A 24,223-nucleotide genomic window follows, 5' to 3' on the forward strand; every position below is an offset into this window, starting at 1 on the left:
GAGTGGGGGGTGTCCGCGGCATGGATGCCGCGGCCAAGCCTACAGGGCCGTACGTGCGGCGTCCCCGCCCTCCGACCCCGCCCCGCCACCCCACGGACAGCGCGCTTTTGACGTTGAATCTGACGTTGCCCTGGCTCGTAGCAGGTGCAGGGCGCAGCCCTGCCGCCCCCTTGCCCTGCTTAGAACGGAGTGGCGGACTCGAACGCCAGCGCGTCGCCCGTCACCGGGTGGGTGAAGTGCAGGCTGCGCGCATGCAGATGCACGCGCTGCGCCGGTGCGGCGCCATACAGCACATCGCCGACGATCGGATGACCCAGGCTGGCCATGTGCAGGCGCAACTGATGGCTGCGCCCGGTCACCGGCTCCAGCGCCACGCGCGTGCGCTGCGCTTCAACATCGCGGGCCAGCACGCGCCAGCGCGTCAGCGCCGGCTTGCCGTGTTCATGGTCGACCTTCTGTTTCGGCCGGTTCGGCCAGTCCACGATCAGCGGCAGATCCACTTCACCGGCTTCACCTTCGATCACACCCTGCACGACGGCTTCGTAGCACTTGCCCACCCTGCGCTGCTCGAACTGCATCGACAACGCGGCCTGCGTCGTCTTGCCCCGTGCATGCAGCAGCAGACCGGAGGTGACCTGGTCCAGCCGATGCACGGTCAGCGCGTCCGGGTACAGCACCTGCAGGCGGGCCACCACGCAGTCCTGGTTCTCCGCGCTACGGCCAGGCACGGACAGCAGGCCAGCGGGCTTTTCCACCACCAGCAGCGCGTCATCGATGTAATGCAGGTGGATCATGCGGTTCTGCGGAACTCCATATGAAAACGGGGAAGCCGAAGCTTCCCCGTTTCTGTCAGCTGCGTGCCGGCCAGACCGGCACCCGCGGCATCAGCCCAGCAGGTGGGCAACGCCGGCGCGTTCTTCTTCCAGCTCGGCCAGGGTCTTGTCGATGTACTTCTGGCTGAAGTCGTCGATCGGCAGATCCTTGACCAGGGTGTACTTGCCGTTCTCGGTGGTCACGGCGAAGCCGAAGATCACGCCTTCCGGGATGCCGTAGGAACCATCGGACGGCACGCCCATGGTGACCCACTTGCCGTTGCTGCCCAGCACCCAGTCACGCACGTGGTCGATCGCGGCATTGGCCGCCGAAGCCGCCGAGGACGAGCCACGGGCTTCGATGATCGCCGCGCCGCGCTTGCCGACGGTCGGAATGAAGGTGTTGGCATTCCACTCCTGGTCGTTGATCGCATCGGCGATCGAAGCACCATCGGCGGTGGCGAAACGGTAGTCCGGGTACATGGTCGGGCTGTGGTTGCCCCACACCACCAGCTTTTCCATGCCACCGACCGGCTTGCCGAGCTTGGCCGACAGCTGGCTCAGGGCACGGTTGTGGTCCAGGCGCAGCATGGCGGTGAAGTTTTCCGGCTTCAGGTCCGGTGCCGACTTCATGGCGATGTAGGCGTTGGTGTTGGCCGGGTTGCCGACCACCAGCACCTTCACGTCACGGCTGGCGACCTTGTTCAGCGCCGCGCCCTGCGCGGTGAAGATCTTGGCGTTTTCCAGCAGCAGGTCCTTGCGCTCCATGCCCGGGCCGCGCGGACGCGCGCCGACCAGCAGGGCGATGTCGGCATCCTTGAACGCCACTTCAGCGTCGTCGGTGCCGACCATGCCGGCCAGCAGCGGGAAGGCGCAGTCTTCCAGTTCCATCATCACGCCCTTCAGGGCGGCCTGGGCCTTGTCCACCGGCAGCTCCAGCAGCTGCAGGATGACCGGCTGGTCCTTGCCCAGCATTTCGCCGGAGGCGATGCGGAACAGCAGGGCATAACCGATCTGGCCGGCGGCGCCGGTCACGGCAACACGAACGGGTGCTTTCATGGGGGTTTCCTCTTGCTTGCAAGCGTTTGATGGGACGCCGCGGGCGTGGCCCGGCGGGCCTGGCAGGCGGCGGAGAACAGGGAAACGGCCACCCATGGGTGGCCGTCTCGGAAGGGGGTCAGGCGGCGAGGATCTTGTTCCACTCGGCCACGCGGTCGGCCTGTGCGGCCAGCGCGGCGTCGACGTCGCCTTCCAGGGTGATCGAATGGATCACGTCGCCCTGCTTGACCGAATCGACGATGGCCTGGCCTTCCAGAACCTTGCCGAACACGGTGTGGCGGCCATCCAGCCAATCGGTCTTGATGTGGGTGATGAAGAACTGGCTGCCATTGGTGTTCGGGCCGGCGTTGGCCATCGACAGCGAGCCGACCTCATGCTTCACGCCGTTCTTCTCGTCTTCGAACTTGTAGCCCGGGCCACCGGTACCACGGCCCTGCGGGCAACCGCCCTGGATCATGAAGTCGGCGATCACGCGGTGGAAGATCAGGCCGTCATAGAAGCCGTGCTTGACCAGGTTCACGAAGTTGGCAACGGTCAGCGGCGCCTTGTCAGCGAACAGCTCGACCTTGATCGGGCCCTGGGTGGTGTCGAAAGTGGCGATGAGGGACATGAAGATCCTTGTTGCAAAGGGAAAGGCGTCTAGCCACCTAGTTTACACCCGGCTCGTGGCGGCGGCGGCTTCGACCATCGGCGCAGGGCGACGCTTCAGGCTCTGGAGGGGCGCCGCCGGCGGGGCCCCGACGGCCAGCTGAATGGGGCTCCCGGGCGAGCCGGAATCCAGCTTTTCGCGAATCGTCAAGTTCGACGTATAATGTTGGACTTCTTTTTCCAAATCCGGCGCCGACTGGCCCCCTTTCGTATGTCCATCGAAAATCTTCGCAACATCGCCATCGTCGCCCACGTCGACCATGGCAAGACCACCCTGGTCGACCAGCTGCTGAAGCAGTCCGGCACCCTGTCCGAGCGTACCGTCCTCGCCGAGCGCGTGATGGACAGCAACGACCAGGAAAAGGAACGCGGCATCACCATCCTGGCCAAGAACACGGCCATCACCTGGGAAGACAAGAAGACCGGCATCAAGAACCGGATCAACATCGTCGACACCCCCGGCCACGCCGACTTCGGCGGTGAGGTCGAGCGCGTGCTGTCGATGGTCGACACCGTGCTGATCCTGGTCGACGCGATGGACGGCCCGATGCCGCAGACCCGCTTCGTCACCCAGAAGGCCTTCGCGATGGGCTTCAAGCCGATCGTGGTGGTCAACAAGATCGACCGTCCGGGCGCGCGTCCGGACTGGGTGATCGACCAGGTGTTCGATCTGTTCGACAAGCTCGGCGCGACCAACGAGCAGCTGGACTTCCCGATCGTCTACGCGTCGGCCCTGAACGGCTATGCCGGCCTGGAAGACACCGTCCGCGATGGCGACATGACCCCGCTCTACGAAGCGATCATGAAGCACGCGCCGAAGCCCGAAGTGGATCCGGAAGGTGCCTTCCAGATGCGCATCAGCCAGCTGGACTACAACAACTTCGTGGGCGTGATCGGCATCGGCCGCATCCAGCGTGGCACCCTGAAGAAGAACATGCAGGTCACGGTGATCGATCGTGAAGGCAAGAAGCGCAACGGCAAGGTCGCGCAGGTGCTGGGCTTCCTGGGCCTGGAGCGCATCGAGCAGGACACCGCTGAAGCCGGCGACATCGTGGCGATCTCGGGCATTCCGGAGCTGACCATCTCCGACACCCTCTGCCACCCGGACACCCCGGAAGCGCTGCCGGCGCTGACCGTGGACGAGCCGACCATCTCGATGACCTTCCAGGTCAACAACTCGCCGTTCGCGGGCAACAAGGACCTGTCCGGTGGCAAGTTCCTGACCAGCCGCCAGATCAAGGACCGCCTGGACCGTGAAAAGGTCCACAACGTGGCGCTGAAGGTCGAACAGCTGGAGGACGCCGACAAGTTCCTGGTCTCCGGCCGTGGCGAACTGCACCTGTCGGTGCTGATCGAGAACATGCGTCGTGAAGGCTACGAACTGGCCGTGTCGCGTCCGGAAGTGATCATCAAGGAAATCGACGGCCAGCAGATGGAGCCGATCGAACAGCTGGTGGTGGACGTGGAAGAAGTGCACCAGGGCGGCGTGATGGAAAAGCTGGGCACCCGCAAGGGCCAGCTGAAGAACATGGAACCGGACGGCAAGGGCCGCGTGCGCCTGGAATACTCGATCCCGGCCCGTGGCCTGATCGGCTTCCAGAACGAATTCAAGACCCTGACCCAGGGTTCGGGCCTGCTGTTCCACGTGTTCGACCATTACGGTCCGAAGGAACAGGGCGCAATCGCCAAGCGCATCAACGGCGTCATGATCGCCAATGCCCCGGGCGTGACTCCGGCCTACTCCCTGGGCCCGCTGCAGGAACGCGGAAAGCTGTTCGCTGCTGAAGGCGACAATGTGTATGAAGGCCAGCTGGTCGGCATCCACTCCAAGGACAACGACCTGACCGTCAACGCCATCAAGACCAAGCCGCTGACCAACATGCGCGCTTCGGGCAAGGACGATGCGATCCAGCTGACCCCGGCGATCAAGTACTCGCTGGAACAGGCGCTGGACTTCATCGAGGACGACGAGCTGGTCGAGATCACTCCGAAGGAAATCCGGCTGCGCAAGAAGTTCCTGACCGAAAGCGACCGCAAGAAGGCTTCGCGCGGCGGCTGAGCCGGACCGTGAGCCAGAGCGGCTACAACCCGGATCCACACCGGCATCCGGGCCTCCACGTCATCGCCCTGCTCGAAGCGAGCAAGGCGGTGCTGGCGTTGCTGGCTGCGACCGGGCTTGAAGTGCTCGGTCCGCAGCCGCTCCGCGATGGGGTCAATGCCCTGATCCGGCGTTTCAGCCTGGACCCGGATCACGGCACCCTGCCCTCCCTCCTGAACATGATCAATCCCGACGCCGTGCACCTGGCGGCGGCGGCGATGATCGGCTACGGCCTGCTGCACCTGGTGGAAGCCTGGGGCCTCTGGCGGGCCAGGGCCTGGGCCTCCTGGCTGGGCTGCCTGACCGCCGCGCTGTATCTGCCCTTCGATGTCTTCGCCATCGTCCGCCACCCCGGCTGGCCCTCCTGGACGATCCTGGCGATCAACCTGCTCGTGGTCTACGTCCTGGCCCGCGACCTGCGCAAGCGCCACCACTGAGCAGCAGCTACACTGGGCATTGGAGCCGACCAAGCCGCCCCATGCGCCCGTCCTTGCCGCCTCTGCTGACCTGCCTGCTCATCGCGCTGCCCGCGTTGTTCATTGTTGGCTGCAGCCCGGCCACGACCAGCGCCCACGCCGCCGAACCCGCGAGCCGCAACGTGCCCTTCCCCTACGCCGAGACCGACCTGGCCGACCTGCAGGCGCGCATGGTGGCCGGCGAACTGGACAGCACCACGCTGACCCACGCCTACCTGCAGCGCATCGCTGCGCTGGATCGCGCCGGGCCGCGCCTGCGTGCCGTCATCGAACTCAACCCGGATGCCCTGCGGGAAGCCGGTGAACGCGATCGCGAGCGCCGGGACGGCCATCTGCGCGGGCCGCTGCATGGCATTCCGGTCCTGCTGAAGGACAACATCAACGCCGCGCCCATGACCACCAGCGCCGGATCGCTCGCGCTGCAGGGTTTCCGCCCCGCCGATGCCTATCTGGTAAGACGCCTGCGCGAGGCCGGCGCGGTCGTGCTGGGCAAGACCAACCTCAGCGAGTGGGCCAACTTCCGCGGCAACGATTCGGTGTCGGGCTGGAGCGCGCGCGGTGGCCAGACCCGCAATCCGTACCGTCTCAGCCATTCGCCCTGTGGCTCCAGCAGCGGCAGCGCGGTGGCGGTGGCCGCCAATCTGGCCAGTGTGGCGATCGGCACCGAGACCGACGGCAGCATCGTCTGCCCGGCCGCGATCAACGGCATCGTCGGCCTGAAACCGACGGTCGGCCTGGTCAGCCGCGAAGGCATCATCCCGATCTCCTTCAGCCAGGACACCGCCGGGCCGATGACGCGCAGCGTCGCCGACGCCGCGGCCGTACTGACGGCGATCGCGGGCCGGGACGATGCCGACCCGGCCACGGCCACCATGCCCGGCCGCGCGGTCTACGACTACACCGCGCGCCTGGACCCCGAAGGCCTGCGCGGCAAGCGCATCGGCCTGCTGCAGCCCCCTCTGCTGACATACCGTGGCATGGCACCGCTGATCGATCAGGCCGCCGCCGAACTGCGCCGTGCGGGCGCGGTGGTGGTGCCGGTGGAACTGCCCGACCCGGGTGCCTGGGCCGAAGCCGAGCGGGTCGTGCTGCTGCATGAGTTCAAGGCCGGGCTGGAGCGCTACTTCAAGACCTACCGCGCGCCCCTGCGCAGTCTTGGCGAACTCATCGCCTTCAACCAGGCCCAGGCGCCGCAGGAACTGGGCCTGTTCGGCCAGGAACTGCTGCTGGAGGCCAACGCCACTGCCGGACTGGCCGACCCTGCCTACATCCGTGCGCGCAGCGATGCACGGCGCCTGGCCGGGCCGGAAGGCATCGACGCCGTCCTGGCTGCCTACCAGCTGGATGCGCTGGTTGCACCGACCACCGGCACAGCCTGGCCCATCCGCCGCGAAGGCGACGATTTCCCGGGTGAGAGCTACAGCGTGGCAGCGGTCGCGGGTTACCCCAGCCTGAGCGTGCCGATGGGACAGATCAACGGCCTGCCGGTCGGCCTGCTGTTCATGGGCACAGCCTGGAGCGAGCCGAAGCTGATCGAAATGGCCTATGCCTACGAGCAACGCACACGTGCGCGTCGCCCGCCTCATTTCGAAACCGACACCCTGATCGACACTGGCGAGCCTTGATCGGCCCCGGGTTGCCCGGCGGACCGGGGGTACCGCTGCGCTCGCCGGGCACGTCCCGGCGCTAGCGGTCGGGGTCCGGTTCCACCGGCGCGATCGCGGCCTCGCCGTCCTCCGCCCCGGGTGAACGTACATCTGCCGTACGTGCACGCGGTGCGCGTGGCATGTCCAGCTCATCCTCGCGCTGCAACCGCGCGCGCAGCTGCGGCAGTGATTGCGGATGCTCTCGCGCCAGGAAATCCAGCATGCGCTCGCGCACCAGGCAGCGAAGATCGAAGGCATCGCCGGAGCTGCGTGCACTGACCAGCAGGCGCACCTGGATTGCCCGCTCGCTGGTTTCGGTCACCTGGGTCACGCAGACCCGTCCATCCCACAGCGCCTCGCCGCGGCAGATGCGCTCCAGTTCACTGCGGATCGCCGCGATCGGCGCACGGTAGTCCAGCCACAGGAATGCCGTGCCGAGCAGATCGGCGCTGCGCCGGGTCCAGTTCTGGAAGGGGTTCTCGATGAACCAGGTCAGCGGCACCACCATCCGCCGCTCGTCCCAGATGCGTACCACCACATAGCTGCTGCCGATCTCCTCCACGCGCCCCCACTCGCCTTCAACGATCACCACATCATCCAGCCGGATCGGCTGGGTCACGGCGATCTGCAGGCCGGCGATGAGGTTGCCGAACACCGGCTTGGCGGCGATGCCCGCGACCAGCCCGATCAGACCGGCCGAGGCCAGCAGGGCGGCGCCGATCTTCTGCACCATCGGGAATGTCAGCAGCACCAGCGATGCACCGAGCACGATGATGCCGCCCATCAGCACGCGGCTCAGCACCCGCGTCTGGGTCTGGATGCGTCGGGCTTCCAGATTGTCCGAGACGTCGATGGGATGACTGCGCAGGATCGCACGCTCGCCGGCGGCCACCGCGCGCACCAGCAGCCAGATGAAACAGGCCGTCAGCGCGATGTGCAGCCCGTGCTGCAGATGCCCCAGCAGAGGCTCCTGCAGTGGCGTGGCCTGCAGCGCCGGGATCAGCAGCAGCAAGGGCCATGCGGTCGCCATTGGCAGACCAAGCACGCGACCGATGCGCGCGCGCCGGCGATCACGCCCTTTCAGCCGGTGATAGATCCACAGGATCAGCCAGGCGCCGATGCCGCCTACCAGTGCCGCCAGACCCAGCGGCCATGCATATGCCTGTGCGCTTTGCCAGTGCACGGTTGCCACCTCCACTCGAACAGCAGCGGACAGCCTCGCGCATGGCGCATGAGCGTCACGTCAGCCGTTCGTAAGCAGGGTGTTGGTCTGCAGGGCTTGCAGCCCTGCACCTGCTGAGCGCTGGAGCAACAGAAACTGCAGAAGCAACAGCAAAAGCAAAAGCAGCAGCAGAAACTGGCATTCCGTGGGATGGCGGGGTGGGTCCGGTTGCGGGGGACGCCGTGAATCCGTCCATGGAGGCTCGGTCGCCGCATCCATGCGGCTCACGCCCCCGCAACCGGACCCACCCCGCCTTCGACATATTTTCGGGATCTGTCGGAATGGCTCGTGGGGTCAGATCCGTTTGCCTGCGGAAAACGGATCTGACCCCGGATTGATTTCGATATCGGACAGAGATTCATCCACGCATGGCGTGGATCTGACAGACACCGGGAATCCGCCATCCCACGGAATGCCCGCATTTGACGTCGACGTTGACTCCGCAGGTGCAGGGCTGCAAGCCCTGCCGAAAACCCTTAGCGAACCTGTTCCTGCTTGCGCACGATCGCCATCGCGATCTCCAGCGACTGCTCGTAGTTCAGCCGCGGATCGACCGTGGAACGATACGCGCGCTCAAGATCACGCTCGGTGAGCTCGCGCGCGCCACCGGTGCATTCGGTCACGTCTTCGCCGGTCAGCTCCAGGTGCACGCCGCCCAGGCGCGTACCCGCCGCGGCGTGCAGATCGAACGACAACTCCACCTCGCGGCGCACGTTGTCGAAGCGACGCGTCTTGAACCCATTGGCAGTACTCTCGGTGTTGCCGTGCATGGCATCGCACACCCACAGCACGCGGCGGCCGTCGCGCTTGACCGCTTCCAACAGCGACGGCAGCTTTTCGGCTATCTGCGTCGCGCCCATGCGGTGAATGAAGGTCAGGCGCCCGGGCTCGTCGTCCGGATTGAGTACATCGATCAGGCGCAGCAGCTGGTCCGGCGAAACCGACGGCCCCACCTTGATCGCGATCGGATTTCGCACGCCCCGCAGGTACTCCACGTGCGCGCCGTCGAGCGCCGCCGTGCGCATGCCGATCCAGGGATAGTGCGTGCTCAGGTTCAACCAGCCCTGCTGGCGCGGCACCTGCCGGGTCAGCGCCTGCTCGTAGGGCAGCAGCAGGGCCTCGTGCGAGGTGTAGAAGTCGATGCGGTTGAGGTTGTGCACCCGGGCACCGGCCAGGGTTTCCATGAAGTGCACGGCATCGCCGATCGATGCCACCATCTTCTGGTACTCGGCGGCGAGCGGCGAGTGCCGCACCCAGTCCAGGTTCCAGTACTCGGGGTGGTGCAGGTCGGCGAAGCCGCCATCGATCAGCGCCCGCACGAAGTTCATCGTCATCGCCGAATGCGCGTGGGCCTGCAGCATCCGCTTCGGGTCGGGCAGGCGCGCGGCTTCGGTGAAGGCCGGCGCATTGATCACATCGCCCCGGTAGCTGGGCAGCGTCACCCCATCACGGGTCTCGGTATCAGCCGAGCGTGGCTTGGCGTACTGGCCGGCGAAGCGGCCGACGCGGATCACCGGCTGGCGCAGGCCATGCACCAGTACCAGGCTCATCTGCAGCAGCACCTTCAGCCGATTGGAGATGGTGCCGGACTCACAGTCGCTGAAGTTCTCGGCGCAATCGCCGCCCTGCAGCAGGAAGCGCTTGCCCTCCTGCGCCTCCGCCAGCTGCTGCTTCAGCGCCAGGATCTCCCACGAGGTCACCAGAGGGGGTAGCCGCTTCAGCTCATGCAGGGCAGCATCCAGCGCCACCGGGTCGGGATAGGTCGGCATCTGCAGTGCGGTCTTGCCGCGCCAGCTCTCCGGCGACCAGGCAGCACCCGCAGCGGTTGCGGCAGGATCGGGAACCGGTGAAACGGCGGACAGGCTCATTGCAGACTTCCGGGGTGGGGGACGGTCATGGTCGCAGAGCCGGCCGCCGCCGCAAAGGGCCAGCCCTTCCGGCCCGATGCCTGAACGCCAGGGAAAGCACGCGCCGAGCAGCCACAGACCGCATGGTCGGCGGCGCCGCCAGAGGCGCATGATCTGTTACGGAGTAACACTCACCGTCATGGACCGGCCCCCTCCCCGCCCCAGGCCCTGCTCTCTCCCATGAAGCCCTCACGCCTCGCTACCAGCATCACCTTCGCCCTGGCCCTGGCCAGCACGTCCCCCCTTGCCGCAGCCGCGGATGACGCCGGGCCCGCAGTGAAAAACCTGGATGCGGTCACCGTCAGCGCCCACCTCGATCAGGCCCGCAACGCGCTGTCGCCGGACATCGGCAGCAGCCAGTACCAGATCACCGCCGAGGACATCCAGAAGCAGCCGCTCGGCGCCTCCGCCGCACTCAGCCAGGTGCTGCTGCAGGCCCCGGGCGTGGTCCAGGACTCCTACGGCGGTGTCCATGTGCGTGGTGATCACGCCAACCTGCAGTACCGCATCAACGGCGTGCTGCTGCCCGAATCGATCTCCGGCTTCGGCCAGACCCTGGATACGCGAACCATCAGGAGCATCCGGCTGATGGATGGCGCACTGCCGGCGCAGTTCGGCGAACGCACCGCCGCAGTGGTGGACATCACCACCCGCAGTGGCGCCGAACTGGGCAACGGCGGCAGCGCCGGACTGACTGCCGGGTCGTTCGGCAAGGTCAATCCCAACGCCTCCTGGTGGGGCAACCAGGGACGCTGGAGCTGGTTCCTGACCGGCAACTACGACCAGAACGAGGTCGGCCTGGAGAACCCGACGAACTCGCGCCGGCCGCTGCACGACGACACCCACCAGGGCAAGGCGTTCGCCGACCTCACCTATCTGCTGGACGAGAACACGCGCGTGAGCGTGTTTGCCGGCATTGCCAACAACCGCTTCCAGATTCCGGTGAACCCGGGCCAGACACCGCAGTTCGGCTACCTCGATACCTCCACGTTCGACTCCAGCCAGCTGGATGAGACCCAGCGCGAGACCACGCGCTTCGGCATGCTGGTGCTGCAGGGGACGCTGGGCGCCAGCGCATACCAGCTCTCGGCCGGCCAACGCTACAGCGATGTCGGGTTCAATCCCGATGTCGCGGGCGATCTGGTGTTCAGCGGTGTTGCTTCACAGGTGCAGCGCAGCAACCGCGCCAACACCGTGCAGGCCGACGTTTCCACCCCGCTGGGCAGCGATCACACGCTGCGCTATGGCCTGTACGGCAATCATGAGACCGCGCGGGCCCACAGCAGCAGCTGGGTGTTCCCGGTTGACGACGCCGGCCAGCAGGCCAGCACCACGCCCCTGCTGATTCCCGACCGCAGTGCTTTCCACGCCAGCACGCTGGCGCTCTACGTGCAGGACGAGTGGAAGATCGGACACAACTGGACGGTCAACTATGGTCTGCGCGGCGACCGCTACACGGCCTTCGGGCGGACCGAAGGCCAGATCAGCCCGCGCCTGGGCGTGGTCTGGAATGCCGGCGACAGCACCACCCTGCACGCAGGCTATGCGCGCTACTTCACACCACCGGCCAGCGAGCTGATCGCCCGCGACGACATCGCGCTGTACGACGGCACCAGCAACCAGCAGCCCAGTGATGGCAACGCCACGCCACTGGCCGAGCGCAGTGACTACTACGACCTCGGCATCTCGCAGCAGATCGGCGAGCACCTGACGCTCGGCGTGGATGCGTATGACCGGCGTGTCGGCCGCCTGCAGGATGAAGGCCAGTTCGGCGCCGCCTACCTCTATTCAACGTTCAACTATCGTCGCGGCCACATCCGCGGCCTGGAGTTCAGCGCCGACTACAGCGACGGACCGTTCAGCGCGTACTTCAACGCTGCATACAACAAGGCGATCGGCACCCAGGTGATCACCGGCCAGTACAACCTCGACCCGGACGCCCTGGCCTACGTGGCCGACCATTGGATCCACCTGGACCACGACCAGAAGCTGACCTCGTCGGGCGGCGTCAGCTATGCCTTCGCCGGACACAACCGGATCGGTGCCAACTACGTGTTCGGCAGTGGCCTGCGCTCGGACACCGAAAGCGTACCCAATGGGGGCGAGCTGCCGTCCTACCTGCAGGTGAACCTCAGTGCTGGCCACGATTTCAACGCCGACAGCGGCCATCCGCTGCATGCACAGCTGGCGTTGATCAACGCGCTGGATCGCAGCTATCAGCTGCGTGATGGCGGCGGCGTAGGCGTGTTCGCCCCGCAGTGGGGCCCGCGACGCGGCGCCTATCTCAGCCTGCAACAGGATTTCTGATCGATGTCGCTGCCCCCGGCAGAGCCGAGCCCATGCCCGGCTCTGCTGGGGCGCGTCAGTTACTCAGCGCCTGACCCTGCGCAGCGGCACCAGCAGTGCCCACAGCCCCAGCAGCACGAACCACACGCCCGACCACATCGGCATGGTCAGTCCGAGGAAGGTCCAGTCGATGTTGCCGCAGTTGCCGGTACCGGTCAGCACCGTGCGGAACACCTCGAACGGGCCCATGGTCTCGCGCAGGAAGCTCAGCGGCGGGCCACAGGTGGCACCCATTTCCGGCGGCAGCATCTGCACGTAGACATGGCGCGCGGCGATGCCGACGCCGACGGCGGCCGCAATGAAGGCAAGGATGCCGTACGTCACCCGTCCCGGCCGGTTCGACGGGCCGTGCAGTGCGCCCAGCAGGAACAGCAGGCCGAGCGCGGCAAAGGCCAGCCGCTGGAAGATGCACAGCGGGCACGGCTCCAGCCCCATCTTCAGCTGCAGGAAAATCGCATAGCCCAGCAGGCCCACGCAGATCAGGAAGCCCAGCAGGAACTGGGCGCGGAAGGGCCAGCGCAGAGGATTCATCGTGAATGCTCGAATGGATCAGGCGCCAAGCGTAACCGACCGCGCCTGCCATTCGAACCGCTGCCGGTGACGCTCGTCGGAACGGTGCGGGCCACTTCCCTTCGCAGGTAGCGCCGGGCCATGCCCGGCGAGTGCAGCGGAAACGTAACCGCCGGGCATCGCCCGGCGCTACCAGAACGCAAAAGCCCGGCAGATGCCGGGCTTTCACTGTGTCGCGTTGGAGCGGTCCGATTACTCGGCCACTTCCTCGGCCACGGCCGGACGGTCGACCAGCTCGACGTAGGCCATCGGAGCATTGTCGCCGGCGCGGAAGCCGCACTTCAGCAGACGCAGGTAGCCACCCGGACGGTTCGCGTAGCGCGGGCCCAGGATGGTGAACAGGTTGCCCACGGCTTCGTTGTCACGCAGGCGGGCAAAGGCCAGACGGCGGTTGGCAACGGAATCGACCTTGGCCAGGGTGATCAGCGGCTCGGCGACGCGGCGCAGTTCCTTGGCCTTCGGCAGGGTGGTCTTGATCAGCTCGTGCTTGAACAGCGAGGCGGCCATGTTCTTGAACATCGCTTCGCGATGGGCGCTGGTACGGCTGAACTTACGGCCAGACTTCTGGTGACGCATGGTGATGTTCCTTGGTTAATGATGTGGCTGTGTGGATCGTTGTCGCCATCCTGGCGTTGCTGCACGGACTGCGGATGGTCCTGGCCGCCCGTCCTGGACGACCTGCCCGCGAACCTGCGGTTCGTCATGGCATCTTGCGGTGAAGGCTCCACCGCTGACGGTGGAGCCTTCGGGTACAGCAGGAGGCTTTATCAGCCCAGCATGCCGTGGCTGGCGACGCCGGCCGGCGGCCAGTTCTCCAGCTTCATGCCAAGCGACAGGCCACGCTGGGCCAGCACTTCCTTGATCTCGGTGAGCGACTTCTTGCCCAGGTTCGGGGTCTTCAGCAGCTCCACTTCGGTCTTCTGGATCAGATCGCCGATGTAGTAGATGCTTTCAGCCTTCAGGCAGTTGGCCGAACGCACGGTCAGCTCCAGATCGTCGATCGGGCGCAGCAGCACCGGATCCACGCCGTTGTTGGCCGGCTTGGCCGCACCGCGGTCGCGGTGGGTGAAGTCACCGAACACCGACAGCTGATCGCTGAGGATGTCGGCGGCGGTGCGCACGGCTTCCTCGGCATCGATGGTGCCGTTGGTCTCGATATCGATGACCAGCTTGTCCAGGTCGGTACGCTGTTCGACGCGGGCCGCTTCCACGGCATAGGCGACGCGGCGGACCGGCGAGAACGAGGCATCCAGGACCAGGCGGCCGATGGCACGGGTTTCTTCGTCCGGACGACGACGCGCAGCAGCCGGCTGGTAGCCGAAACCACGCTCGATCTTCAGACGCATGTTCACTGCCGTATCCTTGGTCAGGTGGCAGATCACATGGTCGCCGTTCAGAATCTCCACATTGTGGTCGACCTTGATATCGGCAGCGGTGACAACGCCCGGGCCCTGCTTGGACAGGGACAGGGTGGCGCTGTCGCCGGAGTGCATACGGATGGCCACGTCCTTCAGGTTCAGCAGGACTTCGAGCACGTCCTCCTGCAGACCTTCGACCGTGGTGTACTCATGCAACACGCCGTCGATTTCGACTTCCGTGATGGCGAAGCCCGGGATGGACGACAGCAGCACGCGACGCAGGGCGTTGCCCAGCGTATGCCCGTAACCCCGCTCCAAAGGTTCGATAACGACCTTTGCACGGGTGTCGGTAAGGCGTTCGATCTGCGGACCGCGAGGACGCAGAACCTGGTTGGCGGTAACCGTCATGTTGCGGGTTCTCCTAGTGAACCCCCGGCCGTCGCCGGGGGCTCTCCAATGTGAATTACTTCGAATACAGCTCGACGATCAGCGCTTCGTTGATGTCCGCAGGCAGATCCGAACGATCCGGAACCGCCTTGAAGATGCCGGTGAACTTGCCGGAATCCACTTCAACCCACGACGGGCTCAGGTCATGCTGTGCGGCGACGGTCAGGGCTTCCTGGACGCGCAGCTGCTTGGCAGCCTTCTCGGACAGCGCGATGGCATCGCCAGCCTTGACCTGGTACGAAGCCAGGTTGACCGACTTGCCATTCACGGTGACGCCGCGGTGCGACACCAGCTGGCGGGCAGCCGGACGGGTCACGGCGAAGCCCATGCGGTAGACGACGTTGTCCAGGCGGGTTTCCAGCAGCTGCAGCAGGTTCTCGCCGGTGTTGCCCTTCTTGGTCGAGGCCTTCTTGTAGTAGTTGCGGAACTGACGCTCCAGCAGGCCGTAGATACGCTTGACCTTCTGCTTTTCACGCAGCTGGGTGGCGTAGTCGGACAGCTTGCCCTTGCGGGCAGTGGCGCCATGCTGGCCGGGCTTCTGCTCCAGCTTGCACTTGGAGTCCAGCGCACGCGCCGGGCTCTTCAGGGACAGGTCGGCGCCTTCGCGGCGGGCGAGCTTACAGGTAGGACCGATATAACGAGCCATTTCTTATCGCTCCCTTTAGACGCGACGCTTCTTCGGCGGACGGCACCCGTTGTGCGGGATGGGCGTCACGTCGATGATGTTGGTGATCTTGTAGCCGACGTTGTTCAACGAACGCACGGCCGACTCACGGCCCGGACCCGGGCCCTTGATGCGGACTTCCAGCGACTTCACGCCGTAGTCCAGCGCAGCACGACCGGCCTTCTCGGCAGCCACCTGGGCAGCGAACGGGGTCGACTTGCGCGAACCGCGGAAGCCAGCGCCACCGGAGGTCGCCCACGACAGAGCATTGCCCTGGCGGTCGGTGATGGTGACGATGGTGTTGTTGAACGAAGCGTGGACGTGGGCAACGCCGTCAGTGACGACGCGCTTGATCTTCTTCTTGGTCTTAGCAGCGGGCTTAGCCATTTCTCAGTCCCTTACTTCTTGATCGCCTTGCGCGGACCCTTGCGGGTGCGGGCGTTGGTACGGGTGCGCTGGCCACGCAGCGGGAGGCCACGACGGTGACGCAGGCCGCGGTAGCAGCCCAGGTCCATCAGGCGCTTGATCGCGATGCCGATCTCACGGCGCAGATCGCCTTCCACGATGTACTTGCCGACTTCGGCGCGCAGGCGCTCGATTTCCGGCTCCGACAGATCGCGGATCTTGGTGGTCGAAGCGACGCCTGCGACTTCGCAGACCTTCTTCGAACGGGTACGGCCGATGCCGTAAATGCTTTGCAACCCGACCCAGACATGCTTCTGGGCTGGCAGGTTGACGCCTGCAATACGCGCCATGACGCGGTTCTCCAGCTGAGTGATGGCCGACAGCGCGCCTCGGGCACGCCAATCCGGCAGGATGGATCAAAAAAGTGAACTAGCGATACTAACAAGGTTCCGGTTTACATGGAAGCCCGTGAAACCAGAGGTTTCATGAACCCGGCCTGGGGAGTGTGCCCAGGCTCCGGCGCCGGATGGGGTTGATCCCGGGAGGTCTCCCGGGGCCGCCCGCGCTACTCCTGCGCGGGACCACCTCATCACACCCCCACCCGGAACCGCTGCGGGGGCCGCCCTTCGTTTGTGTGGCCGGAGTCCGCGAAGCGGAGGGACCATCACGTCAGGAAGACGAAAGTATAACAGGCGAATCAGCCGCGGGCAAAACCGCCGCGGTTGCCACCCTTCAGGTTGGCCTTCTTCAGCAGGCTCTCGTACTGGTGGGACATCAGGTGCGCCTGCACCTGGGCGATGAAGTCCATCACCACCACCACCACGATCAGCAGCGAGGTACCGCCGAAGTAGAACGAGGCGTTCAGCTGCGTGCGCATCAGTTCCGGCAGCAGGCAGACGATCACCAGGTAGGCCGAGCCGGCTGCGGTCAGGCGGGTCAGCACGCCGTCGATGTAGTCGGCAGTGGCCTTGCCCGGACGGATGCCCGGAATCAGCGCGCCCGACTTCTTCAGGTTGTCGGCGGTTTCCTGCGAGTTGAACACCAGCGCGGTATAGAAGAACGCGAAACCGGTGATCAGCGCAGCGAACACGATCATGTGCAGCGGCTCGCCCGGACCCAGCGCGTTGGCGACCTTCTGCAGGACCTGGCCGAAGCTGCTCTGGTTGGCCGCCTGGCCGGACCACATGGCCAGGGTGGCCGGGAAGGCCAGCAGGCTCGAGGCGAAGATCGCCGGGATGACGCCGGCCATGTTGAGCTTCAGCGGCAGGAACGAGGTCTGGTTCATGTACGCATTGCGACCGCCCTGGCGGCGCGCGTAATTGACCGTGATCCGGCGCTGGCCGCGCTCGACGAACACCACGAAGAAGGTGAAGGCTAGAACGACGATGGCGATCAGCAGCAGCTGGATGAACTGGATGTTGCCGTCGCGGTAGGCATCGAAGGTATGGATGACCGCGCCCGGCAGGCCCGCCACGATACCGGCGAAGATGATCAGCGACACGCCGTTGCCGATGCCGCGCTCGGTGACCTGCTCACCGACCCACATCAGGAACATGGTGCCGGCGGTCAGCGCGACCACGGCGGTGAGCACGAAGCCCATGCCCGGCGCGTACACGACCGGAGCGCCCGACGGCGAGACCTGGCCCTGCAGGGCCAGAGCGATCGAACCGCCCTGCACCACTGCCAGCAGCACGGCGCCGATGCGCGAATACTGGGTGATCTTGCGGCGACCGGACTCACCTTCCTTCTGCATCGCCTTCAGGGCGGGGAAGATGTGCACGGCCAGCTGCATCACGATCGATGCCGAGATGTACGGCATCACGTTCAGCGCGAAGATGCTGAAACGGTGCAGGGCGCCGCCCGAGAACATGTTGAACATGTCCACGATGCCGCCGCCCTGCTGTTGCATCATGGCAAGCATGGCATCGGGATTGACGCCCGGCACCGGCACGTAGCAGCCGATGCGATAGACGATCAAAGCCCCGACGACGAACAGCAAACGTTGGCGAAGTTCAGTGAACTTGCCCATTCCGCCCGCGAGGTTACCGATGCCAGCTTGCGCCATGATTTTCTTACTCCGTTACGCTGCCGCCGGCAGCTTCGATCGCAGCCTTGGCACCGGCCGTGGCAGCAACACCCTTCAGGGTGAACGCCTTGGTCACTTCGCCCTTGACGACGACCTTGGCCTTCTTGGCAGTGCTCGGGACCAGCTTGGCGGCACGCAGGGCGGCGAAGTCGATCTCGCCGGCCGGCAGCTTGTCCAGCTGGTACAGCAGCACTTCAGCGGTGTCCTTGGCGATCGGCGAACGGAAGCCGATCTTCGGCAGACGACGCTGCATGGGGGTCTGGCCGCCTTCGAAGCCGGCCTTGATCTTGCCGCCACCCTTGCGGGCGAACGAACCCTTGTGGCCGCGGCCGGCAGTCTTGCCCAGGCCCGAGCCGATACCGCGACCGACGCGGGTGCGCTCGGTACGGGCGCCCGGTGCCGGGCTCAGTTCATTGAGACGCAGAGTCATGATCGATTACTCCTCAACCTTGACGAGGTAGTGAACGGTATTGATCAGGCCGCGAACCTGCGGGCTGTCCTTCAGTTCACGCACATCGTTGAGCTTGTTCAGACCCAGGGCACGCACCGACAGACGGTGACGCGACTGAGCACCACGCAGGCCGCGCACCAGGCGCACCTTCACAGTCTTGTTGGACTCATTAGCCATGGTTGAGTTCCTCCACCTTCTTGCCGCGCTTGGCCGCGATGCGGGCCGGCGACTGCGCTGCAGACAGGCCCTTCACGGTGGCACGCACCAGGTTGATCGGGTTGCGCGAACCGGTGGCCTTGGCCAGCACGTTCTTCACGCCAACCGCTTCCAGGACGGCGCGCATGGCACCGCCGGCGATGACGCCGGTACCTTCCGAAGCCGGCTGCATGAACACGCGGGCTGCGCCATGACCATCCTTGATGGTGTGCCACAGGGTGCCGTTGTTCAGGTCAACGCTGACCAGGTTCTTGCGGGCCTGTTCCATCGACTTCTGGATGGCGACCGGCACTTCGCGGGCCTTGCCATAACCGAAACCGACCTTGCCTTCGCCGTCGCCGACCACGGTCAGGGCGGTGAAGGTGAACTGGCGACCACCCTTGACGGTCTTGCTGACGCGGTTGACCGCGACCAGCTTTTCGATCATGCCGTCGTCGATCTTCTCTTCGCGGTTACGGTCGCGATCGCGACCCCGCTGCTGACGCTCTTCTGCCATGTTGATTCCTTGGTTGTTGGGTATGTACGGCTCAGGGCCGCTTATGGTTGTGGAATGACGCGTCGTTCCGGTGGGCCACTACAGAAGAATGGCGCCGTCCAGCCTCGCTCAGGCTGGCGAGCAGGCGGACAGGGGGCCATCGGCCCCCTGCCCCGATCCCTTAGAACTGCAGGCCGGCTTCGCGGGCAGCCTCTGCCAGGGCCTTGATACGGCCGTGGTAACGGTAACCCGAACGATCGAAGGCAACCTTCTCGACGCCGGCGGCCTTGGCACGCTCAGCGACGATGCGGCCAACCTTGGCGGCGGCATCGACATTCTTGCCGCTCTTCAGGCCTTCCTTGACGTCGGTCTGGGTGGTGTTGGCGGCAGCCAGCACCTTGGAACCGTCGGCGGTGAAGACCTGGGCATACAGGTGCTGGCCGGTGCGCAGCACCGACAGGCGGGCGACGCCGAGCTCACGGATGTGGGCGCGGGTCGACTTGGCGCGACGCAGGCGGGCGATGTTCTTGTTCATGATGTTTTTCCTATGAAAGCGGAAGCGCCTATTAGGCCTTCTTGGCTTCCTTACGGATGATGACTTCGTCGGAGTACTTCACGCCCTTGCCCTTGTACGGCTCCGGCTTGCGGAACGCACGGATCTTGGCGGCAACTTCACCGACGGCCTGCTTGTCCGCGCCCTGGACCAGGATCTCGGTCTGGGTCGGGGTGGACAGCGTGATGCCTTCCGGCGCCACGAACACGACCGGGTGCGAGAAGCCCAGCGACAGGCTCAGGTCCTTGCCCTGCATGGCAGCGCGGTAACCCACGCCGACCAGCTCCAGCTTGCGCTCGAAGCCTTCGGACACGCCCTTGACCATGTTGGCCAGGATCGCACGCACGGTACCGGTCAGTGCGACCAGTTCGACGTTCTCGGTGCTCAGGGTGGCAACGCCGTTGTCGACGTTGATGGCAATACCGGCCGGCTTGGCCAGCGACAGGGTGCCCTTCGGGCCCTTGGCGGTGACGCTTTCCGACTGGACGTTCAGTTCAACCTTACCCAGGTCGATCGGCTTCTTGGCTACGCGGGACATAGTTCTACTCCTTTCGCCTTAGGCCACGAAGCACAGGACTTCGCCGCCGACGCCCAGCTGGCGCGCCTGCGCATCAGTCATGATGCCCTTGGAGGTGGAAATGATGGAGATGCCCAGGCCGTTCATGACCTTCGGCAGCTCGCTCTTGCCGCGGTACTGGCGCAGGCCCGAACGCGAGAAGCGCTTCAGGGTCGCGATGACCGGCTTGCCTTCGAAATACTTCAGCACGATTTCCAGCTCGGCCTTGTTGTTCTCCAGCTGGGTAACGCGCAGGTCGGTGATGTAACCCTCGTCCTTCAGGACCTGGGCGATCGCAACCTTGATCTTGGACGACGGGGCTTTCACCGTCTGCTTGCCAACCGCGGCCGCATTCTTGATGCGGACCAGCAGGTCGGCGATGGGATCAGTCATGCTCATATGAGTACCTTTGAGTGCACCGATATCCGCTTTCGCGAAAATCTGTTGTCTCCTGGAAACGGGCCAGGTCCCTTGATGCAGCGGACCTGTGGCCCGCCCTACAACCCCGTCTGCACAGGGCAAGACGCGGGAGTATACGCCAAAAGAGCCCGACTTGCGTCGGGCTCTTCGGGTTTTTTGCGAAAGGGAGGCTGAATGCCTCCCCTCCCTGGTTCAGGAACCCCCGGAGGGGCGCCTGATCGCAGGACCGGCTGGGATTACCAGCTGGCCTTGCGCAGACCCGGGACGTCGCCACGCATGGTGGCTTCACGCAGCTTGTTGCGGCCCAAGCCGAACTTGCTGTAGACGCCACGCGGACGGCCGGACAGTTCGCAGCGGTTGCGCTGGCGGCTCGGCGACGAATCGCGCGGCAGCTTGGCCAGCTTGGCAGCAGCTTCGATCTTCTCGTCGTAGCTCGCGTCCACCGAGGACACGATCTTCTTCAGAGCAGCACGCTTCTCAGCGTACTTCTTGGCCAGCTTTTCCCGCTTGATGTCGCGGTTGACCATGGAGGTCTTTGCCATTTCGGTTTCCTCGACGGATCAGTTACGGAACGGGAACTTGAACGCTGCCAGCAGCGCCTTCGCTTCCGCGTCGGTCTTCGCAGTGGTGGTGATGGCGATATCCATACCGCGGATCGCGTCGACAGCGTCGAAGTCGATTTCCGGGAAGATGATCTGTTCCTTCACACCCATGTTGAAGTTGCCGCGACCGTCGAAGGAACGACCAGAGACACCACGGAAGTCGCGCACGCGCGGCAGCGAGATGTTGATCAGGCGATCCAGGAACTCGTACATCTTGTGGCGACGCAGCGTGGTCTTGCAGCCGATCGGCCAACCATCACGGATCTTGAACGACGCAACCGAAATACGCGACTTGGTGACAACCGGCTTCTGGCCGGAAATCTTGGTCATGTCGCCGACGGCGTTTTCCAGGATCTTCTTGTTGGTGGCCGCTTCGCCGACACCCATGTTCAGGGTGACCTTGACGAGCTTCGGCACTTCCATCGGATTGGTGTAGCCGAACTGCTTCATCAGCGCCGGCACCACTTCGTCCTTGTAGAACTTTTCGAGACGGGAAGTCATCTTCTCATTCCTCAGGCGTCGAGCGCCTCACCGCTGGAGCGGAACACACGCAGTTTGCGTCCATCCTCCAGCACCTTGAAGCCAACGCGTTCGCCCTTGCCCGAAGCCGGGTTCAGCACATTCACGTTGGAGATATGGATCGAAGCTTCACGCTCGACCACGCCGCCGGCAACGCCTGCCTGCGGGTTCGGCTTGGTGTGGCGCTTGACGATGTTCACGTTGGCGACGACCACACGGTCGCCGTCGACGCGGACGACTTCGCCCTGCTTGCCCTTGTCCTTGCCGGTGTTGACGACGACCTGGTCGCCCTTCTTGATACGGTTAGCCATGATTATCTCCTGTCGCTCACAGCACTTCGGGAGCGAGCGAGACGATCTTCATGAACTTCTCCGAACGAAGTTCACGGGTCACCGGCCCGAAGATACGGGTACCGATCGGCTCCTGCTTGTTGTTCAGCAGGACGGCAGCGTTGCCGTCGAAGCGGATCAGCGAGCCGTCGGCGCGACGCACACCCTTGCGGGTACGCACCACGACGGCGTCATACACTTCACCCTTCTTGACCTTGCCGCGCGGAATCGCATCCTTCACGGTGACCTTGATGATGTCGCCGATGCCGGCGTAACGGCGCTTGGAACCACCCAGCACCTTGAAGCACATCACCTGCTTGGCACCCGAATTGTCCGCGACGTCAAGGTAGCTCTGCATCTGGATCATGATTCAGACTCCTTATTCAGCCGCACGCGTGATGACTTCCACCACGCGCCAGTTCTTGGTCTTGGACATCGGAGCAATCTCGGTCACGCGGACGACATCGCCTTCCTTGCAGGCGTTGTCGGCATCGTGGGCGTGCAGCTTCGTCGAGCGCTTGATGTACTTGCCGTACAGTGCGTGCTTGACCTGACGCTCAACCAGGACGGTAACCGTCTTGTCCATCTTGTTGCTGACGACACGGCCTTCGACCGTGCGCAGCGTCTTGTTTTCAGTATTGTCGCTCATAGCGGCCATCCTTACTTCGTGCTGCCGAGCAGGGTCTTGACGCGAGCAATCTCGCGACGGACCCGGCGGATGTCGTGGGTCTTCGGCAGCTGGCCGGTGACCTGCTGCATACGGACAGAGAACTGTTCCTTACGCAGGTCGATCAGGTGGGCCTTGAGTTCGTCAGCCGACTTTTCACGGAGAGTTTTGATATCCATCAGCGCACCGTACGGGTCACGAAAGTGGTGGTGACCGAGAGCTTGGCGGCGGCCAGGCGGAACGCCTCGCGAGCCACTTCCTCGGAAACACCCTCGATTTCATAGATCATGCGGCCGGGCTGGATCTGGGCCACCCAGTATTCCACGTTACCCTTACCCGAACCCATTCGAACTTCGATGGGCTTCTTGGTGATGGGCTTGTCGGGGAACACGCGGATCCACATCTTGCCGCCGCGCTTGACGTAGCGGCTGATCGAGCGGCGAGCCGCTTCGATCTGACGCGCGGTCAGCTGACCGTGTGCGGTTGCCTTCAGGCCGTATTCGCCGAAGCTGACAGCGTTGGCGCTCCAGCTCAGGCCTTCGTTACGGCCCTTGTGTACCTTGCGGTACTTGGTTCGCTTGGGTTGCAACATTGTCGTTACCTCGCTTCACGGGCCGGGCGCTGACGGTCACCACGGTCGCCGCGATCGTGACGATCGTTGCGCGACGGGGTGTCGTCCTGCTTTTCCTGGCCAACCTGGGAGAAATCGAAGACCTCGCCCTTGTAGATCCAGACCTTGATGCCGATGATGCCGTAGGTCGTCTTGGCTTCAGCGAAGCCATAGTCGATGTCGGCACGCAGGGTGTGCAGCGGCACGCGGCCTTCGCGGTACCACTCCGAACGGGCGATTTCAGCACCGTTGAGGCGGCCACCCACGTTGACCTTGATGCCCAGGGCACCCAGGCGCATCGCGTTGCCCACCGAGCGCTTCATTGCGCGGCGGAACATGATGCGACGCTCCAGCTGCTGGGCGATCGACTCGGCAACGAGCTGCGCGTCCAGTTCCGGCTTGCGCACTTCGGTGACGTTGATGTGCGCCGGAACGCCCATCATCTCGCTCACTTCCTTGCGCAGCTTCTCGATGTCCTCACCACGCTTGCCGATCACCACGCCCGGACGGGCGGTGTGGATCGTCACGCGCGCGGTCTTGGCCGGACGCTCGATCAGGATCTTGCTGATGCCGGCCTGAGCCAGCTTCTTGCGCAGCATTTCGCGAACTTTCAGGTCGGCTGCCAGGTAACCAGCGAACTCGGCCTTGTTGGCGTACCACTTGGAGTTCCAGTCCTTGGAAATACCGAGACGGATACCAATCGGATGAACTTTATGACCCATGGTCTTTTCCTTATCCGCTTACTTGCCGGCGCCCACAACCACAGTGATGTGGCTGGTGCGCTTGAGGATGCGGGTACCGCGGCCTTTCGCCCGCGCCATGAAACGCTTCAGGGTCGGACCTTCATCAACCATGATGGTCTGAACCTTCAGCTCGTCGACGTCGGCGCCCTGGTTGTTCTCGGCGTTGGCAATAGCCGACTCCACCACCTTCTTGATCAGGTGGGCAGCCTTCTTGTCCGAGAACTTCAGCAGATTGACCGCACGTTCGGCCGGCAGACCGCGCACCTGGTCAGCGACCAGGCGAGCCTTCTGCGGGGAGATGCGCGCAGTGCGCAGGATGGCTTTCGCTTCCATTGTCA

31 protein-coding genes are annotated in these 24,223 nt (G+C 64.7%); 4 read left to right on the forward strand and 27 right to left on the reverse strand.

Translation table 11 applies throughout. The annotated features are described in order from the left end of the window. Nucleotides 1-179: 179 nt before the first annotated feature. The 3 genes from ABE543_RS08785 to ABE543_RS08795 form a co-directional block, all read right to left on the reverse strand. Nucleotides 180-794 (reverse strand): RluA family pseudouridine synthase, encoded by a 615-nt coding sequence (locus tag ABE543_RS08785; RefSeq protein ID WP_111187031.1) that lies wholly within the window; start codon nucleotides 792-794, stop codon nucleotides 180-182. Nucleotides 795-884: 90 nt separating this feature from the next. Continuing rightward, entirely contained in the window at nucleotides 885-1,871 is a 987-nt protein-coding gene (locus ABE543_RS08790) for a malate dehydrogenase (protein ID WP_005415428.1), read from the reverse strand. Between the two features lie 118 nt (nucleotides 1,872-1,989). Next, a complete protein-coding gene (locus ABE543_RS08795; RefSeq protein WP_053520333.1) occupies nucleotides 1,990-2,481 on the reverse strand; it encodes a peptidylprolyl isomerase in 492 nt (163 codons plus the stop codon). A gap of 249 nt (nucleotides 2,482-2,730) precedes the next feature. On the opposite strand from ABE543_RS08795, the gene typA reads away from it, so the two are divergent. The 3 genes from typA to ABE543_RS08810 are packed head-to-tail and all read left to right on the forward strand — an operon-like array spanning nucleotide 2,731 to nucleotide 6,718. Then, nucleotides 2,731-4,578 carry a translational GTPase TypA gene (typA, locus tag ABE543_RS08800; protein ID WP_053520332.1) on the forward strand — a complete coding sequence of 616 codons (1,848 nt, stop codon included), beginning with the start codon at nucleotides 2,731-2,733 and terminating at the stop codon, nucleotides 4,576-4,578. Between the two features lie 8 nt (nucleotides 4,579-4,586). After that, on the forward strand, nucleotides 4,587-5,054 hold the full coding sequence (locus ABE543_RS08805; protein WP_065176006.1) for a DUF2127 domain-containing protein: 468 nt from the start codon (nucleotides 4,587-4,589) through the stop codon (nucleotides 5,052-5,054). 41 nt (nucleotides 5,055-5,095) lie between these two features. After that, a complete protein-coding gene (locus ABE543_RS08810) occupies nucleotides 5,096-6,718 on the forward strand; it encodes an amidase (protein WP_346475596.1) in 1,623 nt (540 codons plus the stop codon). 61 nt (nucleotides 6,719-6,779) lie between these two features. On the opposite strand, the gene ABE543_RS08815 is transcribed toward ABE543_RS08810, so the two are convergent. Continuing rightward, entirely contained in the window at nucleotides 6,780-7,922 is a 1,143-nt protein-coding gene (locus tag ABE543_RS08815; protein ID WP_053520335.1) for a mechanosensitive ion channel family protein, read from the reverse strand. A 515-nt stretch (nucleotides 7,923-8,437) separates the two neighbouring features. After that, a complete protein-coding gene (locus ABE543_RS08820; RefSeq protein ID WP_053519755.1) occupies nucleotides 8,438-9,829 on the reverse strand; it encodes a 3-deoxy-7-phosphoheptulonate synthase class II in 1,392 nt (463 codons plus the stop codon). A 219-nt stretch (nucleotides 9,830-10,048) separates the two neighbouring features. On the opposite strand from ABE543_RS08820, the gene ABE543_RS08825 reads away from it, so the two are divergent. Beyond that, on the forward strand, nucleotides 10,049-12,175 hold the full coding sequence (locus tag ABE543_RS08825; protein WP_346475597.1) for a TonB-dependent receptor: 2,127 nt from the start codon (nucleotides 10,049-10,051) through the stop codon (nucleotides 12,173-12,175). 63 nt (nucleotides 12,176-12,238) lie between these two features. Here the strand turns inward: ABE543_RS08825 and ABE543_RS08830 are convergent, their stop codons facing one another. The 22 genes from ABE543_RS08830 to rplV form a co-directional block, all read right to left on the reverse strand. Next, on the reverse strand, nucleotides 12,239-12,745 hold the full coding sequence (locus tag ABE543_RS08830) for a disulfide bond formation protein B (RefSeq protein WP_053519753.1): 507 nt from the start codon (nucleotides 12,743-12,745) through the stop codon (nucleotides 12,239-12,241). A 231-nt stretch (nucleotides 12,746-12,976) separates the two neighbouring features. After that, nucleotides 12,977-13,360 (reverse strand): 50S ribosomal protein L17, encoded by a 384-nt coding sequence (gene rplQ, locus ABE543_RS08835; protein ID WP_053519752.1) that lies wholly within the window; start codon nucleotides 13,358-13,360, stop codon nucleotides 12,977-12,979. 191 nt (nucleotides 13,361-13,551) lie between these two features. Beyond that, nucleotides 13,552-14,550 carry a DNA-directed RNA polymerase subunit alpha gene (gene rpoA, locus ABE543_RS08840; protein WP_004145453.1) on the reverse strand — a complete coding sequence of 333 codons (999 nt, stop codon included), beginning with the start codon at nucleotides 14,548-14,550 and terminating at the stop codon, nucleotides 13,552-13,554. A gap of 55 nt (nucleotides 14,551-14,605) precedes the next feature. Further along, on the reverse strand, nucleotides 14,606-15,235 hold the full coding sequence (gene rpsD, locus ABE543_RS08845) for a 30S ribosomal protein S4 (RefSeq protein ID WP_004145446.1): 630 nt from the start codon (nucleotides 15,233-15,235) through the stop codon (nucleotides 14,606-14,608). Nucleotides 15,236-15,250: 15 nt separating this feature from the next. Then, complete coding sequence (gene rpsK / locus ABE543_RS08850; protein WP_004145443.1) at nucleotides 15,251-15,640, reverse strand: 30S ribosomal protein S11; 390 nt, start codon at nucleotides 15,638-15,640, stop codon at nucleotides 15,251-15,253. An 11-nt stretch (nucleotides 15,641-15,651) separates the two neighbouring features. After that, the gene (rpsM, locus tag ABE543_RS08855) at nucleotides 15,652-16,008 is read right to left on the reverse strand and encodes a 30S ribosomal protein S13 (protein WP_004154500.1); all 357 of its coding nucleotides are present in this window, start codon (nucleotides 16,006-16,008) and stop codon (nucleotides 15,652-15,654) included. Between the two features lie 347 nt (nucleotides 16,009-16,355). After that, on the reverse strand, nucleotides 16,356-17,723 hold the full coding sequence (gene secY / locus ABE543_RS08860) for a preprotein translocase subunit SecY (protein ID WP_005415420.1): 1,368 nt from the start codon (nucleotides 17,721-17,723) through the stop codon (nucleotides 16,356-16,358). Nucleotides 17,724-17,730: 7 nt separating this feature from the next. Further along, complete coding sequence (rplO, locus tag ABE543_RS08865) at nucleotides 17,731-18,174, reverse strand: 50S ribosomal protein L15 (protein WP_053519751.1); 444 nt, start codon at nucleotides 18,172-18,174, stop codon at nucleotides 17,731-17,733. A 6-nt stretch (nucleotides 18,175-18,180) separates the two neighbouring features. After that, the gene (gene rpmD, locus ABE543_RS08870; protein ID WP_004145412.1) at nucleotides 18,181-18,372 is read right to left on the reverse strand and encodes a 50S ribosomal protein L30; all 192 of its coding nucleotides are present in this window, start codon (nucleotides 18,370-18,372) and stop codon (nucleotides 18,181-18,183) included. Further along, a complete protein-coding gene (rpsE, locus tag ABE543_RS08875; protein ID WP_005408213.1) occupies nucleotides 18,365-18,907 on the reverse strand; it encodes a 30S ribosomal protein S5 in 543 nt (180 codons plus the stop codon). The genes rpmD and rpsE overlap by 8 nt, the downstream gene beginning before the upstream one ends. Nucleotides 18,908-19,067: 160 nt before the next feature. Then, nucleotides 19,068-19,421: a 50S ribosomal protein L18 gene (gene rplR, locus ABE543_RS08880; protein ID WP_053519749.1), complete on the reverse strand. Its 354-nt coding sequence runs from the start codon at nucleotides 19,419-19,421 to the stop codon at nucleotides 19,068-19,070. A 31-nt stretch (nucleotides 19,422-19,452) separates the two neighbouring features. Then, on the reverse strand, nucleotides 19,453-19,977 hold the full coding sequence (gene rplF, locus ABE543_RS08885) for a 50S ribosomal protein L6 (protein WP_053519748.1): 525 nt from the start codon (nucleotides 19,975-19,977) through the stop codon (nucleotides 19,453-19,455). 18 nt (nucleotides 19,978-19,995) lie between these two features. Next, the gene (gene rpsH, locus ABE543_RS08890; protein ID WP_005415417.1) at nucleotides 19,996-20,394 is read right to left on the reverse strand and encodes a 30S ribosomal protein S8; all 399 of its coding nucleotides are present in this window, start codon (nucleotides 20,392-20,394) and stop codon (nucleotides 19,996-19,998) included. A 257-nt stretch (nucleotides 20,395-20,651) separates the two neighbouring features. Continuing rightward, nucleotides 20,652-20,957, reverse strand: a complete 306-nt coding sequence (gene rpsN / locus ABE543_RS08895; RefSeq protein ID WP_053519747.1) for a 30S ribosomal protein S14 — start codon at nucleotides 20,955-20,957, stop codon at nucleotides 20,652-20,654. 18 nt (nucleotides 20,958-20,975) lie between these two features. After that, entirely contained in the window at nucleotides 20,976-21,518 is a 543-nt protein-coding gene (gene rplE, locus ABE543_RS08900; protein WP_053519746.1) for a 50S ribosomal protein L5, read from the reverse strand. Nucleotides 21,519-21,529: 11 nt separating this feature from the next. Then, entirely contained in the window at nucleotides 21,530-21,847 is a 318-nt protein-coding gene (rplX, locus tag ABE543_RS08905; RefSeq protein WP_053519745.1) for a 50S ribosomal protein L24, read from the reverse strand. Nucleotides 21,848-21,863: 16 nt separating this feature from the next. Continuing rightward, nucleotides 21,864-22,232: a 50S ribosomal protein L14 gene (gene rplN, locus ABE543_RS08910; protein WP_010483978.1), complete on the reverse strand. Its 369-nt coding sequence runs from the start codon at nucleotides 22,230-22,232 to the stop codon at nucleotides 21,864-21,866. 12 nt (nucleotides 22,233-22,244) lie between these two features. Then, complete coding sequence (rpsQ, locus tag ABE543_RS08915; protein WP_053519744.1) at nucleotides 22,245-22,514, reverse strand: 30S ribosomal protein S17; 270 nt, start codon at nucleotides 22,512-22,514, stop codon at nucleotides 22,245-22,247. An 11-nt stretch (nucleotides 22,515-22,525) separates the two neighbouring features. Beyond that, nucleotides 22,526-22,711, reverse strand: a complete 186-nt coding sequence (gene rpmC / locus ABE543_RS08920; RefSeq protein ID WP_004154487.1) for a 50S ribosomal protein L29 — start codon at nucleotides 22,709-22,711, stop codon at nucleotides 22,526-22,528. Next, complete coding sequence (gene rplP / locus ABE543_RS08925; RefSeq protein WP_053519743.1) at nucleotides 22,711-23,124, reverse strand: 50S ribosomal protein L16; 414 nt, start codon at nucleotides 23,122-23,124, stop codon at nucleotides 22,711-22,713. Before rplP ends, rpmC begins: the two co-directional genes overlap by 1 nt. Before the next feature lie 5 nt (nucleotides 23,125-23,129). Continuing rightward, entirely contained in the window at nucleotides 23,130-23,864 is a 735-nt protein-coding gene (rpsC, locus tag ABE543_RS08930; protein WP_004145350.1) for a 30S ribosomal protein S3, read from the reverse strand. A gap of 18 nt (nucleotides 23,865-23,882) precedes the next feature. Beyond that, nucleotides 23,883-24,218 (reverse strand): 50S ribosomal protein L22, encoded by a 336-nt coding sequence (gene rplV / locus ABE543_RS08935; protein WP_080375339.1) that lies wholly within the window; start codon nucleotides 24,216-24,218, stop codon nucleotides 23,883-23,885. Nucleotides 24,219-24,223: the final 5 nt, after the last annotated feature.

This window comes from Stenotrophomonas sp. TWI169 (genome assembly GCF_039674705.1).
Taxonomy (GTDB): Bacteria; Pseudomonadota; Gammaproteobacteria; order Xanthomonadales; family Xanthomonadaceae; genus Stenotrophomonas; species Stenotrophomonas maltophilia_P.

What these genes read in the sequence shown, in the direction of transcription:
- ABE543_RS08785 (WP_111187031.1), bottom strand. Translation starts at nt 794, where the DNA reads ATGATCCACCTGCATTACATCGATGACGCGCTGCTGGTGGTGGAAAAG.
- ABE543_RS08790 (WP_005415428.1), bottom strand. Translation starts at nt 1,871, where the DNA reads ATGAAAGCACCCGTTCGTGTTGCCGTGACCGGCGCCGCCGGCCAGATC.
- ABE543_RS08795 (WP_053520333.1), bottom strand. Translation starts at nt 2,481, where the DNA reads ATGTCCCTCATCGCCACTTTCGACACCACCCAGGGCCCGATCAAGGTC.
- typA (WP_053520332.1), top strand. Translation starts at nt 2,731, where the DNA reads ATGTCCATCGAAAATCTTCGCAACATCGCCATCGTCGCCCACGTCGAC.
- ABE543_RS08810 (WP_346475596.1), top strand. Translation starts at nt 5,096, where the DNA reads ATGCGCCCGTCCTTGCCGCCTCTGCTGACCTGCCTGCTCATCGCGCTG.
- ABE543_RS08820 (WP_053519755.1), bottom strand. Translation starts at nt 9,829, where the DNA reads ATGAGCCTGTCCGCCGTTTCACCGGTTCCCGATCCTGCCGCAACCGCT.
- ABE543_RS08825 (WP_346475597.1), top strand. Translation starts at nt 10,049, where the DNA reads ATGAAGCCCTCACGCCTCGCTACCAGCATCACCTTCGCCCTGGCCCTG.
- ABE543_RS08830 (WP_053519753.1), bottom strand. Translation starts at nt 12,745, where the DNA reads ATGAATCCTCTGCGCTGGCCCTTCCGCGCCCAGTTCCTGCTGGGCTTC.
- rplQ (WP_053519752.1), bottom strand. Translation starts at nt 13,360, where the DNA reads ATGCGTCACCAGAAGTCTGGCCGTAAGTTCAGCCGTACCAGCGCCCAT.
- rpoA (WP_004145453.1), bottom strand. Translation starts at nt 14,550, where the DNA reads ATGACGGTTACCGCCAACCAGGTTCTGCGTCCTCGCGGTCCGCAGATC.
- rpsD (WP_004145446.1), bottom strand. Translation starts at nt 15,235, where the DNA reads ATGGCTCGTTATATCGGTCCTACCTGTAAGCTCGCCCGCCGCGAAGGC.
- rpsK (WP_004145443.1), bottom strand. Translation starts at nt 15,640, where the DNA reads ATGGCTAAGCCCGCTGCTAAGACCAAGAAGAAGATCAAGCGCGTCGTC.
- rpsM (WP_004154500.1), bottom strand. Translation starts at nt 16,008, where the DNA reads ATGGCGCGTATTGCAGGCGTCAACCTGCCAGCCCAGAAGCATGTCTGG.
- secY (WP_005415420.1), bottom strand. Translation starts at nt 17,723, where the DNA reads ATGGCGCAAGCTGGCATCGGTAACCTCGCGGGCGGAATGGGCAAGTTC.
- rplO (WP_053519751.1), bottom strand. Translation starts at nt 18,174, where the DNA reads ATGACTCTGCGTCTCAATGAACTGAGCCCGGCACCGGGCGCCCGTACC.
- rpmD (WP_004145412.1), bottom strand. Translation starts at nt 18,372, where the DNA reads ATGGCTAATGAGTCCAACAAGACTGTGAAGGTGCGCCTGGTGCGCGGC.
- rpsE (WP_005408213.1), bottom strand. Translation starts at nt 18,907, where the DNA reads ATGGCAGAAGAGCGTCAGCAGCGGGGTCGCGATCGCGACCGTAACCGC.
- rplR (WP_053519749.1), bottom strand. Translation starts at nt 19,421, where the DNA reads ATGAACAAGAACATCGCCCGCCTGCGTCGCGCCAAGTCGACCCGCGCC.
- rplF (WP_053519748.1), bottom strand. Translation starts at nt 19,977, where the DNA reads ATGTCCCGCGTAGCCAAGAAGCCGATCGACCTGGGTAAGGTTGAACTG.
- rpsH (WP_005415417.1), bottom strand. Translation starts at nt 20,394, where the DNA reads ATGAGCATGACTGATCCCATCGCCGACCTGCTGGTCCGCATCAAGAAT.
- rpsN (WP_053519747.1), bottom strand. Translation starts at nt 20,957, where the DNA reads ATGGCAAAGACCTCCATGGTCAACCGCGACATCAAGCGGGAAAAGCTG.
- rplE (WP_053519746.1), bottom strand. Translation starts at nt 21,518, where the DNA reads ATGACTTCCCGTCTCGAAAAGTTCTACAAGGACGAAGTGGTGCCGGCG.
- rplX (WP_053519745.1), bottom strand. Translation starts at nt 21,847, where the DNA reads ATGGCTAACCGTATCAAGAAGGGCGACCAGGTCGTCGTCAACACCGGC.
- rplN (WP_010483978.1), bottom strand. Translation starts at nt 22,232, where the DNA reads ATGATCCAGATGCAGAGCTACCTTGACGTCGCGGACAATTCGGGTGCC.
- rpsQ (WP_053519744.1), bottom strand. Translation starts at nt 22,514, where the DNA reads ATGAGCGACAATACTGAAAACAAGACGCTGCGCACGGTCGAAGGCCGT.
- rpmC (WP_004154487.1), bottom strand. Translation starts at nt 22,711, where the DNA reads ATGGATATCAAAACTCTCCGTGAAAAGTCGGCTGACGAACTCAAGGCC.
- rplP (WP_053519743.1), bottom strand. Translation starts at nt 23,124, where the DNA reads ATGTTGCAACCCAAGCGAACCAAGTACCGCAAGGTACACAAGGGCCGT.
- rpsC (WP_004145350.1), bottom strand. Translation starts at nt 23,864, where the DNA reads ATGGGTCATAAAGTTCATCCGATTGGTATCCGTCTCGGTATTTCCAAG.
- rplV (WP_080375339.1), bottom strand. Translation starts at nt 24,218, where the DNA reads ATGGAAGCGAAAGCCATCCTGCGCACTGCGCGCATCTCCCCGCAGAAG.